Origin of the sequence: Stakelama pacifica (assembly GCF_004361835.1) — a bacterium.
Taxonomy (GTDB): Bacteria; Pseudomonadota; Alphaproteobacteria; order Sphingomonadales; family Sphingomonadaceae; genus Sphingomonas; species Sphingomonas pacifica.
Genome location: NZ_SNWD01000003.1, coordinates 316,811 through 333,804, shown reverse-complemented (window position 1 = coordinate 333,804; position 16,994 = coordinate 316,811). Strand labels below are relative to the sequence as shown.

General features: G+C 63.3%; 15 protein-coding genes. 10 read left to right on the top strand and 5 right to left on the bottom strand.

The annotated features are described in order from the left end of the window. Positions 1 to 106: 106 nt before the first annotated feature. On the bottom strand, positions 107 to 1,738 hold the full coding sequence (locus EV664_RS07385) for an alkaline phosphatase family protein (protein WP_133495032.1): 1,632 nt from the start codon (positions 1,736 to 1,738) through the stop codon (positions 107 to 109). 35 nt (positions 1,739 to 1,773) lie between these two features. Between EV664_RS07385 and EV664_RS07380 the strand changes: the two genes are divergently transcribed. From EV664_RS07380 to EV664_RS07365, 4 genes are all read left to right on the top strand, one after another. Next, positions 1,774 to 3,888: a protein-disulfide reductase DsbD family protein gene (locus EV664_RS07380; RefSeq protein ID WP_133495082.1), complete on the top strand. Its 2,115-nt coding sequence runs from the start codon at positions 1,774 to 1,776 to the stop codon at positions 3,886 to 3,888. 124 nt (positions 3,889 to 4,012) lie between these two features. After that, on the top strand, positions 4,013 to 5,491 hold the full coding sequence (locus EV664_RS07375; protein ID WP_133495031.1) for a circularly permuted type 2 ATP-grasp protein: 1,479 nt from the start codon (positions 4,013 to 4,015) through the stop codon (positions 5,489 to 5,491). A 13-nt stretch (positions 5,492 to 5,504) separates the two neighbouring features. Then, positions 5,505 to 6,440: an alpha-E domain-containing protein gene (locus EV664_RS07370; RefSeq protein ID WP_133495081.1), complete on the top strand. Its 936-nt coding sequence runs from the start codon at positions 5,505 to 5,507 to the stop codon at positions 6,438 to 6,440. Continuing rightward, positions 6,440 to 7,249 carry a transglutaminase family protein gene (locus EV664_RS07365; RefSeq protein ID WP_133495080.1) on the top strand — a complete coding sequence of 270 codons (810 nt, stop codon included), beginning with the start codon at positions 6,440 to 6,442 and terminating at the stop codon, positions 7,247 to 7,249. Before EV664_RS07370 ends, EV664_RS07365 begins: the two co-directional genes overlap by 1 nt. Before the next feature lie 174 nt (positions 7,250 to 7,423). Here the strand turns inward: EV664_RS07365 and EV664_RS07360 are convergent, their stop codons facing one another. Further along, the gene (locus tag EV664_RS07360) at positions 7,424 to 8,200 is read right to left on the bottom strand and encodes an arginyltransferase (protein WP_133495030.1); all 777 of its coding nucleotides are present in this window, start codon (positions 8,198 to 8,200) and stop codon (positions 7,424 to 7,426) included. 169 nt (positions 8,201 to 8,369) lie between these two features. Next, positions 8,370 to 9,614, bottom strand: coding sequence for a threonine ammonia-lyase (locus EV664_RS07355; protein WP_133495029.1), 1,245 nt, complete (start codon positions 9,612 to 9,614; stop codon positions 8,370 to 8,372). 134 nt (positions 9,615 to 9,748) lie between these two features. Here EV664_RS07355 and EV664_RS07350 point away from each other — a divergent pair, with 134 nt between their 5' ends. The 3 genes from EV664_RS07350 to EV664_RS07340 all read left to right on the top strand — a co-directional run bounded on the left by EV664_RS07350 (position 9,749) and on the right by EV664_RS07340 (position 12,982). Further along, complete coding sequence (locus EV664_RS07350; RefSeq protein WP_133495028.1) at positions 9,749 to 10,615, top strand: NAD(P)-dependent oxidoreductase; 867 nt, start codon at positions 9,749 to 9,751, stop codon at positions 10,613 to 10,615. Further along, the gene (locus EV664_RS07345) at positions 10,612 to 12,264 is read left to right on the top strand and encodes an amidohydrolase (protein ID WP_133495027.1); all 1,653 of its coding nucleotides are present in this window, start codon (positions 10,612 to 10,614) and stop codon (positions 12,262 to 12,264) included. Before EV664_RS07350 ends, EV664_RS07345 begins: the two co-directional genes overlap by 4 nt. A 100-nt stretch (positions 12,265 to 12,364) precedes the next feature. Then, positions 12,365 to 12,982 carry a hypothetical protein gene (locus EV664_RS07340; protein ID WP_133495026.1) on the top strand — a complete coding sequence of 206 codons (618 nt, stop codon included), beginning with the start codon at positions 12,365 to 12,367 and terminating at the stop codon, positions 12,980 to 12,982. Positions 12,983 to 13,485: 503 nt separating this feature from the next. Here EV664_RS07340 and rplL read toward each other — a convergent pair. Continuing rightward, the gene (gene rplL / locus EV664_RS07335; RefSeq protein WP_133495025.1) at positions 13,486 to 13,863 is read right to left on the bottom strand and encodes a 50S ribosomal protein L7/L12; all 378 of its coding nucleotides are present in this window, start codon (positions 13,861 to 13,863) and stop codon (positions 13,486 to 13,488) included. 48 nt (positions 13,864 to 13,911) lie between these two features. Next, positions 13,912 to 14,427, bottom strand: coding sequence for a 50S ribosomal protein L10 (gene rplJ / locus EV664_RS07330; protein ID WP_133495024.1), 516 nt, complete (start codon positions 14,425 to 14,427; stop codon positions 13,912 to 13,914). Positions 14,428 to 14,996: 569 nt separating this feature from the next. On the opposite strand from rplJ, the gene EV664_RS07325 reads away from it, so the two are divergent. The 3 genes from EV664_RS07325 (at position 14,997) to EV664_RS07315 (ending at position 16,734) form a co-directional block, all read left to right on the top strand. Further along, positions 14,997 to 15,509: a L,D-transpeptidase family protein gene (locus EV664_RS07325; protein ID WP_244923125.1), complete on the top strand. Its 513-nt coding sequence runs from the start codon at positions 14,997 to 14,999 to the stop codon at positions 15,507 to 15,509. Between the two features lie 149 nt (positions 15,510 to 15,658). Beyond that, positions 15,659 to 15,961: a hypothetical protein gene (locus EV664_RS07320; RefSeq protein ID WP_133495023.1), complete on the top strand. Its 303-nt coding sequence runs from the start codon at positions 15,659 to 15,661 to the stop codon at positions 15,959 to 15,961. After that, on the top strand, positions 15,958 to 16,734 hold the full coding sequence (locus EV664_RS07315) for an Hpt domain-containing response regulator (protein WP_162848791.1): 777 nt from the start codon (positions 15,958 to 15,960) through the stop codon (positions 16,732 to 16,734). Before EV664_RS07320 ends, EV664_RS07315 begins: the two co-directional genes overlap by 4 nt. Positions 16,735 to 16,994: the final 260 nt, after the last annotated feature.

Sequence of the window (16,994 nt, the reverse complement as noted above, 5' to 3'; positions counted from 1 at the left end):
GGTGCCGCGAACGCTTCGCCACCTGCTCTTGCCGCGCGGTGGATGCCGGAACCCGGTCCGGCATGATGAGGGGCGGCGCGAACCGTTCGCGCCGTCCCCCCCCAAATCACTTCGCCGGGCAGGTGCTTGCCGGGCCGGGATCGAGGTCGAGGCAGCGGCCATCGACTTCGCCGGGGGCGAGCGGCAGATCGATCAGCGCGGCGAGGCTGGGCATGATATCTACCGTCTCCACGCCGAGCGGCTGTTCATAGCCCGCCATGCCCTTGCGCCAGAACAGGATCGGCACCCGGCGGTCATAGCCCCAGATGCTGCCATGCGTCGCGACCGAACCGTGCGTCGGATCGATGATCGGCGTGATGCGCGGCTTCAGCGCGACGAGCAGATCGCCCGACCGCTGCGGGTCGTACGAAGCGCGGGCGCGTTCGATCAGTGACCATTGTTCGGGTGGACCGTGCGAGATCGGCGTCGCCATGATCTCGTCACGGGTAAAAGCCGCCGCGACCTGCGGATCGGCGCGATAGCGCTTTGCGGCTGCTTCGATCACCTTGTCGCGCATGCCGGGTGTCAGCGAAGGGTCGACCCAGATGTCGCCCACGCCGCTGCCGTGCAGCGGGTTTTCGGAAAGGCCCAGTTCGTCGGCGACCGCCTTGCCGATCGTTTTGGTCGAGATCGATCCGGTGACTCGCTTCGCATCGGGGATGCCGTGCATATTCTCGCGTTCGGGCAGGTCGTTGCCGCCATGATCGGCGGTCAGCACGACGACATAATCAACACCGGTCGAATCGAGAAAATCGAAGAAATCGCCCAGATCGCGGTCGAGCGACATCAGTTGCAGGCACATTTCGCTGCCTTCGGTACCATAGGTGTGGCCGACATAATCGGTCGCCGACGCGCCGATATCGATAATGTCGGTCGTTTTGCCCTTGCCCAGCTGCATGTCCTGAATGAGGCCAGCGGCCAGTGCCAGCACCGCGCCGTCAAATTCGGGCGAGATGCGGAACGCACCTGCATCGCCCGCCGCACGCGCGAAGCGACCGGTACCGACGCTCTTGCCGTCGCCCACGGGAATCGCCTGGCTATGGCGTTCGCAAAAGGGGGAGAGGGGGAGCGGCGCCTGCGCGGTTGCGATCTGCTGCGCCACCGCTGCATTGGCGCGGGTGACGGCGGCGGGCGCTTTGCGGTTCGCATAGCTGGTGAACTGCTTGCCGTCCCACCACCAAAGCTCATCGACATCATGGCCGCCCATCATCACCGCAGCGCGGTCCTTGCCCGCAACCGATACGACGCGGGTTGCGGGATTGGCTTTTTTCATCCGCTCGCCCAGCGTCGGCACCTTCAGATGCTTGTCCGACACGGTGTAATCGTCGGAATTGCTGCCCGGAACGGTTTCATCCTCGGCGCAATAGACATTCTTGTCCTCGCGCGCGGCGTGAAGGTCGATCCAGTGATTGGCGATAATGCCGGTGCGCGAGGGATGATCGCCGGTCAGGATCGTCGAATGGCCGGGGCAGGTTTCGGTCGCTGCATGACTCTGATAGCCCGAAGGAAACACGACACCATCGGTCAGCCGCTTGAACCCGCCGGTGAAATGCTGACGATATTCCTGAAACAGATCGGCGGAAAACTGATCGACCGAGATCGCAACGATCAGATCGGGCTTTTTTGCTTCACGCTGCTGCGCCATGGCAGGAAGAGGCGTCAGCAGGATGGCAATGGCGGCAAAAGCGGTGAAACGCATGACAGGCGTCTCCAATGACAGCTAAAGAAGGATGGATGCCGCTATCCTCGATAGACGGCGCCGGAACAAGCGGGGGTTTGACGATCTTGCGTTTCGCAATTGTGACATTGCTGGCGGCATTGCTGCTGTTTCCGGGTCGTGCCGAGGCGCAGCTCGACGGCAGCGGCCGTCATATCGCGATGGCGCTGGTCGCGGAGAGCGATGCGCCTGCGCCGGGCAACGAGGTAACGATTGCCATCGCCGCGCGGCCGCAGCCGGGCTGGCACGGCTATTGGCGCAATCCGGGCGAGGCGGGGATCGCGCCGCGTGCGGCATGGACGCTGCCCGAAGGCGCAAGCGTCGGCGATCTGCAATATCCGGTGCCGCAGACGCTGACGATCTCCGGCATCATGAATTATGTCTATGAAGGGCCGTTTGCGCTGCTCACCCGCCTGAGCGTGCCGAAAGACGCAAAGCCGGGGACCGCCCTGCCGATATCGGTCAAGCTCGATTATCTCGTCTGCACGAACGAAATCTGCGTGCCCGAAAAGACCGAGCTGAGCGCCCGGCTGACCGTCGGCGACGGCGCAATTTCACCCGAACGTCGCGCGCGGTTCGACCGCTGGCGCCGGGCGCTGCCGAAGCCGCTGGGGTCGCAGGCTGCTTTCGCTACGGATAGCGACGGCGCGCTGCGGATCGCGATTCCCTTTCCGGCCGATGCGGCGCTGGGCGATGCGGCGTGGTTCTTCCCGTTCAAAAGCGGTGCGATCGATTATGCAGCGCCGCAAAGGATCGGGCGCGACGGCGACCGGTTGCTGATCGCGACCAAAGCGGGGGAGGCACCCGGCAATGCGTTCGGTGGCGTGCTCAAGACCGGGGACGCAACGGGGCTGATCGTTACCGCAAAGCGCGGCGCGGTTCCGGCGGGTCCGGCAAACGGGTTCGACTGGGCGCTGCTGCTGACCGCGCTGGGCGGCGCGATTCTCGGCGGGCTGATCCTCAACATCATGCCCTGCGTCTTTCCGATCCTCAGCCTGAAGGCGCTTGGCCTTGCCCGTGCGGGCGAGACGGAGGCGCATGCGCGTGGCGAGGCGCTCGCCTATAGCGCCGGAGTGGTGCTCACCTGTGTCGCGCTGGGCGGCGTACTGCTGGGCTTAAGGGCAGGGGGCGCGGCGGCGGGATGGGCATTTCAGTTGCAGAATCCGGCGATCATCGCCTTTCTGCTGATGCTGGTGACCGCGATCGCGCTTAACCTTGCCGGATTGTTCGAAATCGCCATGCCCGCCTTTGTCGGACGCATGGCGAGCGGCGGCGCGGACAGCGGCAAAGCGGGCGCGTTTGCCACCGGCGCGCTTGCCGCGTTCATCGCCACGCCCTGCACCGGGCCGTTCATGGGCGCAGCGCTGGGAGCGGCGCTGGTGTTGCCCTGGTATGGCGCGCTGGCGATCTTTGCCGGGCTGGGCGTCGGGCTGGCGCTGCCATTCCTCGCGATCGGGTTCATCCCCGCGCTTCGCCGCCGCCTGCCGAAGCCCGGCGCATGGATGGCGACTGCCCGCCATATATTGTCGGTGCCGATGTTCGTGACCGCGCTTGCGCTGAGCTGGATATTGGGGCGTCAGGCGGGGGCAGACGGCATGGCGGCTGGGCTGGGCGCTGCCTTGCTGCTCGCGCTCGGCCTGTGGTGGAGCGGCACGCGGCAGCAGCGGGGGAAAGCGGGTGCAATGATCCCGGCGCTGATCCTCGGCGTGGTTGCGCTGGGCGCGCTGTTCGTCATCCGGCCGGTGGCGACCTCGCACACCACCGAGGGCGCTTCGCTCGGCGCGCAGCCGTTCAGCGAGGCGAAGCTTGCTGAGCTGCGCGGGCAGGGGCGTCCGGTCTTTGCCTTTTTCACCGCCGACTGGTGCCTCACCTGCAAGGTGAATGAAAAGGCAGCGATCGAAACGCAGACCGTCGCGAAAGCCTTTGCCGATCATGATGTCGCGGTGCTGGTCGGCGATTGGACCGACGGCGATCCGGAGCTCGGTCGCTTCATCGAAGCGCATAACCGCGCCGGGGTCCCGCTCTATCTCTGGTACGCGCCGGGCGATCCGCGTCCTCGCGTCCTGCCGCAACTGCTCACCCCGGCCATCCTGGCCGGACTGCCCGAAGCCGGCGTCCGCGGGGCCGACTGACCTGTAATATTATGACACGGCCGCGCGAGGTATAACGAAGAAAATACCCGGACGGCCCTTGTGCACCGCACAAAATCGTTGCAGCATGGAACCGAAACCCGCTTCCGCGACTTTGGGAGATGGAATGATCGGATCGCGCGCTTTCGACGAAATCTGGGGCCATGGCAGTCCTGATAATCCGCGTGCCGAATTTTCCGCGCTTTCATCGTGGATGCAAAGTACTGAATCGGAAGAGTTTGAACGAAGACTGCAATCGGCCGAAGCGACCTTTCGCCAATTGGGAATTACCTTTGCGGTATATGGCGACAAGGAAGCATCCGAACGAATCATTCCTTTCGATCTTGTTCCCCGTATCTTCCTCGCTGACGAATGGCGCCGGCTTTCTGAAGGGCTGATCCAGCGGGTAAGGGCGATCAACGCTTTTCTGAACGATATCTACGGGAAGCGCGAAATATTGAAGGCGGGGATTCTTCCGCCCGAACTGATCTTCCGCAATCCGCAGTTCCGCACCGAAGTTGCGGGCATTCGTCCGCCGCATCAGGTCTGGGCGCATATTTGCGGCATCGATCTGGTGCGAACCGGGCCCGACGATTTCTTCGTGCTGGAGGATAACGCCCGCACCCCGTCCGGCGTGTCCTACATGCTCGAAAATCGCGAGGCGATGCTTCGGCTATGCCCCGAATTGTTTCGCGAATTCCGCGTCGCTGCGGTCGACAGCTATCCCGACATGCTCCACGGTACGATGCGATCGGTCGCCCCCGTGGGGCGGGAGGCGGACCCGGTCTGCGTCGTGCTGACCCCCGGCCATTTCAATTCGGCCTATTACGAGCATAGCTATCTCGCAGATTCGATGGGGATCGAACTGGTCGAGCCCGCCGACCTGCTCGTCGATGACGATGTGGTCTATATGCGCACGATCGGCGGCTATGTGCGCGTCGATGTGATCTATCGGCGGATCGATGACGATTTCCTCGATCCGCTCGTATTCCGTCCCGATTCCATGCTGGGCGTGCCGGGGATCATGGCGGCGTATCGTGCGGGCAATGTCACGCTGATCAACTCGCCCGGCAACGGCATTGCCGATGACAAGGCGATATATAGCTATATGCCTGAGATTGTTCGCTTCTATACCGGTGAGGAAGCGCGGCTTCCCAATGTCGAGACGCATCGCTGCCGCGAACCCGATGCGCTTGGCTATGTGCTCGACAATATGCACGAACTGGTGGTGAAGCTGGTCGACGGATCGGGGGGATACGGCATGCTGGTGGGGCCTGCTTCAACGCGCGAGGAGATCGCCGATTTCCGCAAAGCGGTGGAGGCAGAGCCCGAACGCTATATCGCCCAGCCGACGCTGGCGCTTTCGACCGTGCCGACCTTCACCCAGAGCGGTATCGCGCCGCGCCATGTCGATTTCCGTCCCTTCATCCTGACCGGCAAGGGCAAGCCGCAGGTGGTGCCCGGCGGGCTGACGCGCGTCGCACTGAAAGAAGGATCGCTGGTCGTCAATTCGAGTCAGGGCGGCGGCACCAAGGACAGTTTCGTGCTGCTCGACGATGGCGCACCGGTACAGCGGCAGAGCCAGTCGCAGGGCGGGGAGGCTTAGCACCATGGCGGTCATGCTTTCGCGCACGGCAAGCTCGCTCTACTGGCTTGGCCGCTATACCGAGCGCGCCGATTTCATTGCCCGGCTGATCGAGGCGACGGTGCGGCTCGATGCGCTGTCCGCCCGGCCCGCAGGCGACGATGCATGGCGAAGCGCGCTGATCGTGACCTATAATGAGGATGCCTTCGCCGAAACCGGGGAAAGCTTTACGCAGGAAAATGTCTCGCGCTTCATGACGGTGGACAGCGCGCATCCCGGATCGATCATCGAATGCCTCCGCATGGCGCGCAACAATGCTCGCGCCGTGCGAACCGCGCTTACTCGCGAGGCATGGACCGCAATCAACCGGGCATGGCTGCAATTTCAATCGATGGGCGAACCGGGCGGCAATACAGCGACGCTGAATCTGGTCGAGCTGGTCAAGGCGGAGATGCGCGGGTTCGAAGGTGCGCTCCACCGGATGATGAAGAATGAGGCGACCTGGTTCATCCGGCTGGGTGGCGCGATCGAGCGGGCGGACAATACCGCGCGGCTGATCGACGTGAAATATCATTTGCTGCTGCCCGAAGGCGAGCAGGTCGGCGGCATTGTCGATCGCGACCAGTGGACGACGATCCTGCAGACGGTGTCGGCCGTCACTGCCTATCGCTGGCTGTATCGCGAGGGGCTGAACCCCGGCGCGGTGATCGAATTGCTGATGACCCGACCCGAACTGCCGCGCTCGCTCGCCGCGTGCGTCGATGAATGCGTCGAAGTGCTCGCCATGCTGGGCAAGCGTACCGGGTTGCAGGGCGAGGCCGACCGGATGGCGCGCGCACGGCTGGCAAGGATGCAAAAGACTCGCGCACATGAAGTTATCGTGGCAGGACTTCACGAGTATCTTCAGGCATTTATCCGGGAAAACGCCATGCTGGACGCAGCGATTGCCCGCCAGTTCCGGTTCGTGTGATGCGGATCGCGGTCAATCATCTTACCCGCTATCGGTTCGACGAACCGCAGGACCGGATCGTTCAGGCATTGCGCATGCGCCCTTGCGATACCGATCATCAGACGGTGATTGCCTGGCGGATCGATGTGGATCGCGACGCGCGGCTGAAAAAGCAGGAGGATGGGTTCGGCAACGAAGTCACCATGGTGTATGTGCCGGGCCCGCTCGACTCGCTCGACCTGCTGGTCACGGGCGAGGTGCTGACCGACGACAATGCCGACGGGATCGTACGCGGCGCGGCCGAACCGCTGCCGCCCGAACTGTTCCTGCGCGGATCGCCGCGCACGGTGCCGGGCGAGGGGATTGCCGGCTTCGCGAAGCGCTTTCTGGAGAAGGGCGCGACCATCGAGACGCTGCATGCGCTGAACTGCGCGCTGGGCGAGCGGATGGAGCTGCGTGCTGCACGGCCCGAGGACAAGCGCACCGCCGCCGAAGCCTTTGCCGCCGGAGCGGCAAGCGCGCGCGAACTCGCCAACATCCTCGTCGCTGCTGCGCGTTCGGCCGATCTGCCCGCCCGGTTCGTATCGGGCTATCGCGCGCAGAGCGACGAACATCCGCGCGCGATGCTGCACGCATGGGCCGAAATCCATATTGCCGGTCTGGGCTGGGTCGGGTTCGATCCCAGCCACGGCATTTCGCCCGACCAATGCTATGTGCGCGTCGCGGTGGGTCTGGACGATGCCGGAACCGCGCCCTTTTCAGGGTCGCGATCGGGGGCGGGCGACGAGCGGCTGGAGGTCGAGATTCTGGTCGGCGCCGCGCAGAACTGATTGCGCGTATCGGACGATCCGAAGCGCTTGGATCCAAACCTGCCCAATCATCTTCATTGCGAGCCCCGAAGGGGCGCGGCAATCCAGCGGCGCGCGCCATCACTGGATCGCTTCGTCGCTTCGCTCCTCGCGATGACGACCGGGTCAGTAATTCATGCTGACTGCATCCCGGTATCAGGCGACCTGATGCTGTTTCGCTGCTACCGGTTCGACATCGCCATCGGTCAGTAGCGACCAGCCGTTCGGCCCCAGTTTTTCCAGCGGGCGATAGCGTGTCTTGTACGTCATGCGCGCCGATCCCTTCACCCAATAGCCGAGATAGACATAAGGCAGCCCAGCGGCCTTCGCCCGCATGATATGGTCGAGGATGATGAAGGTACCGAGCCCGCTTCGCCCGTCGCCGTCGCTTTCGAAAAAGCTGTAGATCATCGACAGGCCGTCGCCCTGACGATCGGTGATGCACGCGCCGACCAGCTTTCCCCGGCTGCCGTCCTCCGCCGGCTCACGATATTCAATGACATAGGAATCGACCGGACTATGTTCGACCATATCGGCATAGTCGCTCTCATCCATCGTCGCCATGCCGCCGCCCGGATGGCGGTCGTTGAGATAGCGGCGCAGCAGGTCGAACTGTTCGGATGTCGCCCATGGCTTGCACGCGGTGATGATCAGGTCCGAATTGCGCCGCATCAGCTTTCGCTGAGTCGCATTGCATTCGAACTGTTCGGCGATCACCCGAACGGACACGCAGGCGGCGCACCCCGCGCAGCTGGGGCGATAGGCGACCGACTGGCTGCGGCGAAATCCGATCCGGCCCAGCGCGTCGTTCAGCTCCCCCGCATGCGGGCCGTTCAGTTCGGTGAACACCTTCCGTTCCTGACGCCCCGGCAGATAGGGACAGGGCGCCGGGCTGGTCACGAAGAACCGGGGAAATCGAAACGGTGCGGTCACTATGCTGATCCCTTCCGCGCGATGGCGGGCCATATCTTCATGTAACTATGCAGACGCATGGATAGGTTGAAAAGTCGTTTCCCTATGAAAGAAAGTTAAGAATCGCCCCCTGTACCCGATGCTTTCGCGAAGCACGGTCCCCGCACCGCATGCGCCGGGACCGCGTACGTCACGCGAGCTCGACCGGGCTCACCTCATATCCCGAATCACGCAGCGCAGTGATCAGCCGGTCGAGATGCTTTTCATCGCGGGTTTCGCATTCGATATCAGTGATCAGCCCCTTTGCGGGCAGCGACGTGAACACCCGCTGATGATAAACTTCGATAATATTGACGCCCTGTTCGTGGAAGATCTTCGCCACGTTGAACAGCGCGCCGGGCCGATCCTGAAGGCGGATGCGCAGCCGGGCGAGGCGGCCTGACCGGGCAAGATCGCGCAGCAGGACGTTGGCGAGCAGGCGGGTATCGATATTGCCGCCGCACAGGACGGTGCCGACCTTCTTCCCCTTGAACCGTTCGGGATAGGTCAGCATCGCGGCAAGCCCCGCCGCGCCCGCACCCTCGACCACGGTCTTTTCGATCTGGAGCAGCAGGCTCACCGATTCTTCGAGCGCGCGTTCGCTGACCAGCAAGATGTCATCGACATTGGCCGCGACATAGCGCGACGTGATCGCGCCCGGCTCCTTCACCGCAATACCCTCGGCCAGCGTATCACCCGCACATGCGCGCTGTGCATTGTTGATGCGGTTGTACATCGACGGATAGAGCTCGGCCTCGACCCCGATGACTTCGATGCCGCGCTCCTGCGCCTTTGCAACGGTCGAGATGCCGGAGATCAGGCCGCCGCCGCCGATCGGCACGACCAGCGTGTCGAGATCGGACACGTCCTCCAGCATTTCCAGTGCGATCGTCCCCTGACCCGCGATGATGCGCGGATCGTCAAAGGGGTGAACGAAGGTATAGCCGCGCTCCCCCTCCAGCTGACGCGCATGCGCATAGGCATCGTCAAAGGTTTCGCCGAACAATACGACGTTGGCGCCATGGCCCTCAGTCTGGGTCACTTTCACCGTCGGGGTGATCGTCGGCATAACGATGGTCGACGGGATGCCGAGCCGGGTCGCGTGATAGGCAAGGCCCTGTGCGTGATTGCCTGCCGATGCGGCGATCACGCCCTTTTCCTTCGCGCTCTCGTCCAGCTGAAGCAGCGTGTTGAGCGCGCCGCGCTCCTTATAAGCAGCGGTGAACTGAAGATTTTCGAACTTCAGGAATATTTCGGCACCCACCATGTCCGAAAGGGTACGGCTGACAAGTGTCGGGGTACGTACGACCGATCCCCGAATCCGGTCCGCCGCCATCCGGATATCGTCGATGGTAACGGGGAGGGCGTCGTTGCTGGTGTCAGCCTGTGTGGCCATGCCTGATGGGTTCCGTCGCTTGGATGGTGGATGTTCGGGCGTGGGTGGTAGCCGATCCCGGGCTCCGGGGAAACATGCCTTTGCTGAGGGTATGGGGTCTGGTGCCTTGGAGGCCGTCTGCTTATGAGGGGCGCATGGCAAAGCTGGCATTTATCGGAATGGGCGTCATGGGCGCGCCGATGGCGGGGCATCTCGTCGCGGCAGGACATGACGTCATGGTGTTCAACCGGACGCGCGAAAAGGCGGACGCATGGGCGGCGAAGCATGGCGGCAAAGCCGCTGCGACGCCTGCGGAAGCGGCGAGGGACTGCGATATCGTTTTTGCCTGTGTCGGCAATGACGATGATCTGGAATCGGTGACGCTTGGCGAAAACGGCGCGTTCGATGCGATGAAGCCGGGCAGCGTCTTTGTCGATCACACCACGGTTTCCGCCGCAATCGCCCGGCGGCTCGCCGATGAAGCGGCGGCGCGGCGGTTCGAAAGCGTCGATGCGCCCGTGTCCGGCGGACAGGCAGGGGCCGAAAACGGCAAATTGTCGATCATGTGCGGCGGCAGCGATGCGGCGATGGCGAAGGCGGAGCCGGTGATGCAGGCCTATGCTGCGCGCATCGTCCATGTCGGCGAAGCAGGCGCGGGTCAGACGACCAAGATGTGCAACCAGATCGCGATCGCCGGGGTCATTCAGGGCCTCGCCGAATCGCTTCGCTTCGCACAGGCAAGCGAGCTTGATCTCGACAAGGTGTTCGAGGCGATTTCGGGCGGTGCGGCGCAAAGCTGGCAGATGGTCAATCGCTGGCAGACCATGGCGCGGGACGAATTCGATTTCGGCTTTGCGATCGACTGGATGCGCAAGGATCTGGGGCTGGCGCTGGATGAGGCGAAGCGTAACGGTGCGCAACTGCCGGTGACCGCGCTGGTCGATCAATTCTATTCCGAAGTGCAGAAAATGGGCGGCTCGCGTCAGGATACGAGCGCGCTGGTGCGGAGAATCCCTAAGTGAAATCGCGTTTTCGCGGGGCGATCGCCGCCGCCGCTTTGTTACTAGCGGGCACTGCCCATGCCGATGCGCTGATCGACAATGTCGATGGGATCGCGCTGAACGACAAAGGCGAGGTCGTCCATTTCAACGGCCTGCTGATCGGCAAGGACGGGCGCGTCGTGAAGCTGCTCAGCCGTAAGGACAAACGGCCCGAGACGCTCGACTGGCGCAACGACCTGCACGGTGCGGTGCTGATCCCCGGCATGATCGATGCGCATGGCCATGTCATGGACCTTGGCTTTCGCGAATTGTCGCTCGACCTGTCCGATACTAACTCGCTGGAAGAGGCAAAGGCGAAGATCGCTGCCTTTGCCGCCGCCAATCCCGACCGGCCCTGGATTTTGGGCGGCGGCTGGAATCAGGAGAAGTGGGGACTGGGCCGCTTTCCCACGGCGCAGGACCTTGCCGGGATTTCGGACCGCCCGATCTGGCTGTCGCGCGCCGACGGCCATGCAGGCTGGGCCAATGATGTCGCAATGAAGGCCGCCGATGTCACCGCGAAGACGAAGGCTCCGGCGGGCGGGCGGATCGAAAAGGGGGCGGACGGCGCACCGAGCGGCGTATTTGTCGATGCCGCCACGCAATTGATCGACACGGTCGTGCCCAAACCGAATCCGCGCGATTATGACGCCGCCTTCATCCGCGCGCAGCAGAAATTGTTGTCCGACGGCATCACCGCAACCGCCGATATGGGCACGACGCTCGATGACTGGATGACCTATCGCCGCGCGGGCGACCGGGGCGATCTGCGCGTGCGGATCATGAGCTATGCGCGCGGCCCGGAGGTTGCGGCGACCATCGCAGGGCCGGGGCCGACGCCTTGGCTGTATGACGATCGCCTGAAAGTGGTCGGGATCAAGCTGTATGCCGATGGCGCACTGGGGTCGCGCGGGGCATTGCTGAAGGCGCCCTATAGCGACGCGCCCGACCAGAAGGGGCTGCAATTGCTGTCGCAGGACCAGCTCCTTAACCTGATGAGCCGCGGTGCGATGGACCGGTTCCAGATCGCGGTCCATGCGATCGGCGATGCAGCGAACAGGGAAGTGCTCGACGCGATCGGCGAACTTTCCGAAACCTATAAGGGCGATCGTCGCTGGCGCATCGAACATGCGCAGATCGTCGACCCGGCGGACCTGCCTTTGTTCGAAAAGCACGGCATTGTGGCATCGATGCAGCCGGTCCATGCGATTTCGGACATGCATATGGCCGAGGCGCGGCTGGGCGAGGATCGCTTGCAGGGCGCCTATGCCTGGCGCTGGATGGTCGATCATGATGTCCCGCTCGCTTTCGGTTCGGACTATCCGGTCGAGGACCCCGATCCGTTCATCGGCTGGGCAGCGGCCTTTACCCGGCAGGATGCGGATTCGATGCCGTTCGGCGGGTGGCATCCTGAACAGGCAGTGACGCGCGAACAGGCATGGGCGGCATTCACGCAGGGCGCGGCCTATGCAGGCTTTGCGGAGAAGGAATTCGGTACGCTGGCTCCGGGTCGGATGGCCGATTTCCTTGTCGTCGATCGCGATCCGCTGCTCGCTTCTCCGACCGAGCTTCGCGCGCTAAAAGTGCTCGAAACCTGGGTCGGCGGACGGCTGGTCTGGCAGCGCAAATAGGGCAGGGGTGAGCAGGACTTGCATCGGCCTGCGGTTGACCTTGGTGCGCCGGGCGGGCTAGCGGCTCGCCCTGACAGCTGGAATCCGGGACAGACAGGCCATGTGGCAATGGATCAGCGCGCACAGCGCCGCGATCAGCATCTTCTTCAATTTCCTGATGGTGGTCGTGTGGGTCACCTATCTACAATTGCTGCTGGTCCAGTTTCGCGCGACGCGCCGCTCCTCGATCCTCATCACCCGCGCGGCGGGGCGTGGGATGCGCAGCCGCTGTCTCGTAACCAATATGAGCAGCCAGCCGCTTTATGTCACAAGCCTGATCGGCACGCTGCATGTCGGCGACCGGCAGATCGAATTGCCGCTGACCGACCTGCGCGACCTGCCAGACGATCTCGGCAACGATCCGCGCTCGAAAATGGGGCAGGGCAGCCTTAACACCGGGCAGTATCTCGATATCGGCCATTTCCATGAGATCGTCGAGGTGATGCTCGCTGCGAATGACGAAAACGAAGTGGCGGCGACGCAGGTCGACCAGTTCGACCTGACCGTCGTCGCTTTTTATTCGCGTGAGGACCTGCCGGTCGGCGCAACGCGCAGCTTTCATTTCGATCATGCCGCGGCGAAGGGTTCGCGCGTCAAGCCGCTCAGCCTGTCCACCGACCAGATCCGCCAACTCCGCCGCCGCCGCGCACTGTTGAAGCAGGTCGAATATCATATGTGAGGCGCGGGGGCAGCGCTTGCCGGGGCACGGTGAAGCGAGCGCTGCGTGACTGTCGCTGCATTCCCGCATGCGGGGGAATGACGAACGGAATGCGCCCCTCCCGTCATTTCCGTGCAGGCGGGAATCTTGAAAAGGTCTCAGACGCTCCGCCCGTTTCTGCGGGTTCCTGCATTCGGAGGAGGGCGATGCGGGTAGGAGTGCCGTTCGGGAATACGCGTCTCGACTTCGCTCGAAGCGAACGGTGAGGGGGCAAGGACGCCGACGGGAAGGCGCGCGGCGACTTTCTTTCCCCCCATGCCCGCCGCTCGTTTCGAGCGAAGTCGAGACGCGTTTTCGTCTCTCCGGCGAAGTCGAGGCAGGTGCCGCGCCTTTGCGAAGTTCAAAGACGGTCCGCACCCCGCGCTCCCCTGAATCGATGCGCGCCGAATCGCACGCACAAGAAAAAGGGCGGCCCGTCGCCGGACCGCCCCTTTCTTGCAAAGCTGCGAGTGCAGCCGAAGAGCTTACTTGAGCTCGACGGTCGCGCCTGCTTCTTCGAGCTGCTTCTTGAGCTTCTCGGCTTCGTCCTTCGAAACGCCTTCCTTGACGGGCTTCGGAGCGCCTTCGACCAGCGCCTTTGCTTCGGTCAGACCCAGGCCGGTGATGGCGCGGACTTCCTTAATGACGTTGATCTTCTTGCCGCCGTCGCCGGTCAGAACGACGTCGAATTCGTCCTTGGCTTCTTCAGCGGGCGCACCGGCGCCGCCGCCGGCTGCGGGAGCTGCTGCAACTGCCGCAGCAGCCGAAACGCCCCACTTTTCTTCGAGCATCTTCGAAAGCTCAGCAGCTTCGAGGACGGTCAGTTCGCTAAGCTGGTCAACCAGCGCGTTCAGGTCAGCCATTATAAAACTCCAGTATCAAATCAGATGAATAGAAAAGTCGCGAAAGCCTTATGCGGCTTCCGAGGCGCCATAAGCGCCGAACACGCGCGCAAGCTGTGCTGCCGGTGCCTGAGCGATCGTCGCAACCTTGGTTGCGGGCGCCTGTACGAGGCCCACAATCTTGGCACGCAGTTCATCAAGCGACGGAAGCGAAGCAAGCGCCTTCACGCCTTCCGCGTCGAGCACGGTGCTGCCCATCGCGCCGCCGACCACTTCCAGCTTGTCCGTGGTCTTGGCGAAGTCGACCACTACCTTTGCGGCAGCGACCGGGTCTTCCGATGTGGCGAGCGCCGTCGGGCCGACAAGCATGTCCGCAAGGGATGCATAGTCGGTGCCATCGAGCGCGATCTTGGCAAGGCGGTTCTTGGCAACCTTATAGGTCGCACCGGCTTCGCGCGCCTTGTTCCTGAGCTCGGTCGCCTGGGCGACGGTCAGGCCGAGATTGCGGGTGACAACCACCACGCCGACCTCGGAAAAGGTGCGGTTCAGCTCGGCAACGGCCTCGGTCTTCTGGGAACGATCCATGCCGGTCTCCTCAACAATGGATGAAGGGCCAAAACACCCCGCATCCGGTTCACTTCACCATGTCGCGGTCAGGCGACATGTCGCAGGGCACGCCCTGCATCAATTGTCCGTTGGGGGAGCAGAATCGTCGCGGCCAGAGGCGTCTGAGAGCACTGGCTGGACCCGAATGCAGCGATAGGTCGCAAGCAGTCGGAAAAATATCTTTCCCCGTCTTGGCGGGAGATTAAGGGCGAAACGCCCACCCGCTGTCTCGGACGGCACGCATGGCGGGCAAGCCCGGTCATGCGAAGGCGCGCAATTAGCCGATATGGCGGCGAAGTCAATCCCCGTCCGTCGCGATTCCATGCTCCCTGCGCCAAAGATTAACGACCTGTCGCTTCGTCCCGGCGTGGAACAATGGTTATTTGACTACTGGAAAATGGCCGAAAACGGAGCATATCGGACCGATGAGGCTTTTGTCTGATATTGCTGGAAAGGTTAACGCCGTGCGGGCTCGGCAGATCGCATTCTTCGCCTTGTTATGCGGGACCATTCTGACGCCGCTATCAGCAGAGGCAGCGACTCGCGCTATGCGTCCGACCGATGTGACCATGGTGATGGAACTCGATTCGCCGATCCGGCCGGGCGAATATGCGTGGGACGAAAGCGGCGCTCCTGTCGGAGGAGGGGTGCGGGTCGTCGTCGATCTGAGCGCGCAGAAGCTCTATGTTTATCGCGGCGGGGTGGAGATCGGGCGGACGTTTATCCTGTATGGCGTGGACGATCGCCCGACCCCGCTGGGCACCTTTCCCATCCTGCAAAAGGACGCTGATCATCGGTCGAGCACCTATGGCGATGCGCCGATGCCCTATACGCTTCGGCTGACCTGGGACGGCGTGTCGATCCATGGGTCGGATATCGATCCCCAATATGGGACGCATGGCTGTATCGGGGTGCCGGTCGCCTTTGCGAAGCTGTTGTTCGCGGCCGCGCATCTCGGCGACAGCGTGCTGGTGACCCGCGACTGGATGCCCGCAATCTATGCGCCGACCCATCTTGCCGCGCTGGAATCGAATGCCGGGGATATCGCGACGGGCAGCTGACTGGTTCCTTTCTCAGGACGAAGCGGGGCCGAAAAAGGGATTTTCCCCGTCCGATCCTTGCCGAAGCCATCTAGAATAGAGGGCCATACGCACAGACTTTACTGATCCGGATCAACCGGTTGTGGGTGCGATCGGTGGGAGAGTGCGCGATGCGGATCATGCTGAACGATGAGGGCGATAGCGCCGTTGCGCGCCGCCGCTTCTGCGCTCCGGCACGCGCTGCTGTACTTTCGCGGCCAGTTGCTCCGACTGACGATGCCGATCACTTTTTCTGCATTGCCGGTGGGTGCGCGGGTGAGGAAATGCTGGCCCGGCCGCCGGAAGACTGCGCGGCCATGCCGTTTCCGGCTGCTCAGTTCCGTTCCGGATACAAAAATCGGGTGATGGACATTGTCGCATCGGCTTCCGCGCTGCATGAAGGTGCAGAATGCAACCGAGGCGTCCGGCGATGACATTTCACAGCCCCGTCATCCTGATCGCCGAGCATGAAGACGCGGAATGGGCGGAGATCAGCCGGATTCTGACCGAGCTGACGATCACGCCGGTTCGCGCGCGGAACGGTGCCGCTGCGGTAGGAGTCGTGTCCCGGGCGTGGCGGGAAAATCGCACACCCGCGCTGATGCTGATCGACCTTGACCTGCCGATGCTTGACGCGCTGGGCGTGACCCGATGTATCCGCACGTTGGGCGTCAGCGAACAGGATATGCCGATTATCGCGCTGGGCCGCGATGGTGACGATGCGGAAGTTGCCGCCTGTGTTGAGGCGGGGATGCAATGGCATTTGTCGCGCCCTCTGCGTGCAAAGGCGCTGGTCAGCCTGATCGACCGGTGGACCGGCGCGGGCGCGATCGCTCAGGATGAACCGGCGCAGGATTTGCGCAGGGATATCGATCCTGCGGTGCTTCCGCTGGTGCCAGCCTTTGTCCGCCGCTGCGAGGCTTGCCGGGAATGTGCGGAAACGTTGCTGGCGACAACGCCCGAGCTGCCGGATGCGGGGGTCGAGCGGTTGTGCACGCTGATGCATCAGCTTGCCGGATCGTCGGCATTGTTCGATGCGGTGCGGCTGGGCGATGCGGCGCGCGACGTAGAGCGAGCGTTGCGCGCGATGACAGACGACATCGATCCGACCGATCCCGCACAGCTTCGCGCGCTGATCGCCGAGTTTCTGGCGATATTGGACGAGGTTCGCCGCGATAGCGGGTTCTGGACCAGCCCTGCGGCATAATACCAACCTGCAACAACCCGGACTCACTGCCGGGATCGTTATCGCGAGACGCGCAGCGACGAAGCGATCTGCGCGCTGCTCTGGATTGCCACGCGCCTTCCGGCCTCGCAATGTCGCTGCGCTCGCGAGGGCGGGTTTGGGTGAGGGGGTGGCAGACGATGGCGGCCCCGGCCTGCGGCCGGGCGACGATTGCGGAAATCGCGGTGCATTTAAGCCGCTGACACCATCCGCCACGCCTGCGAAAGCCGGGGCCGATGGCG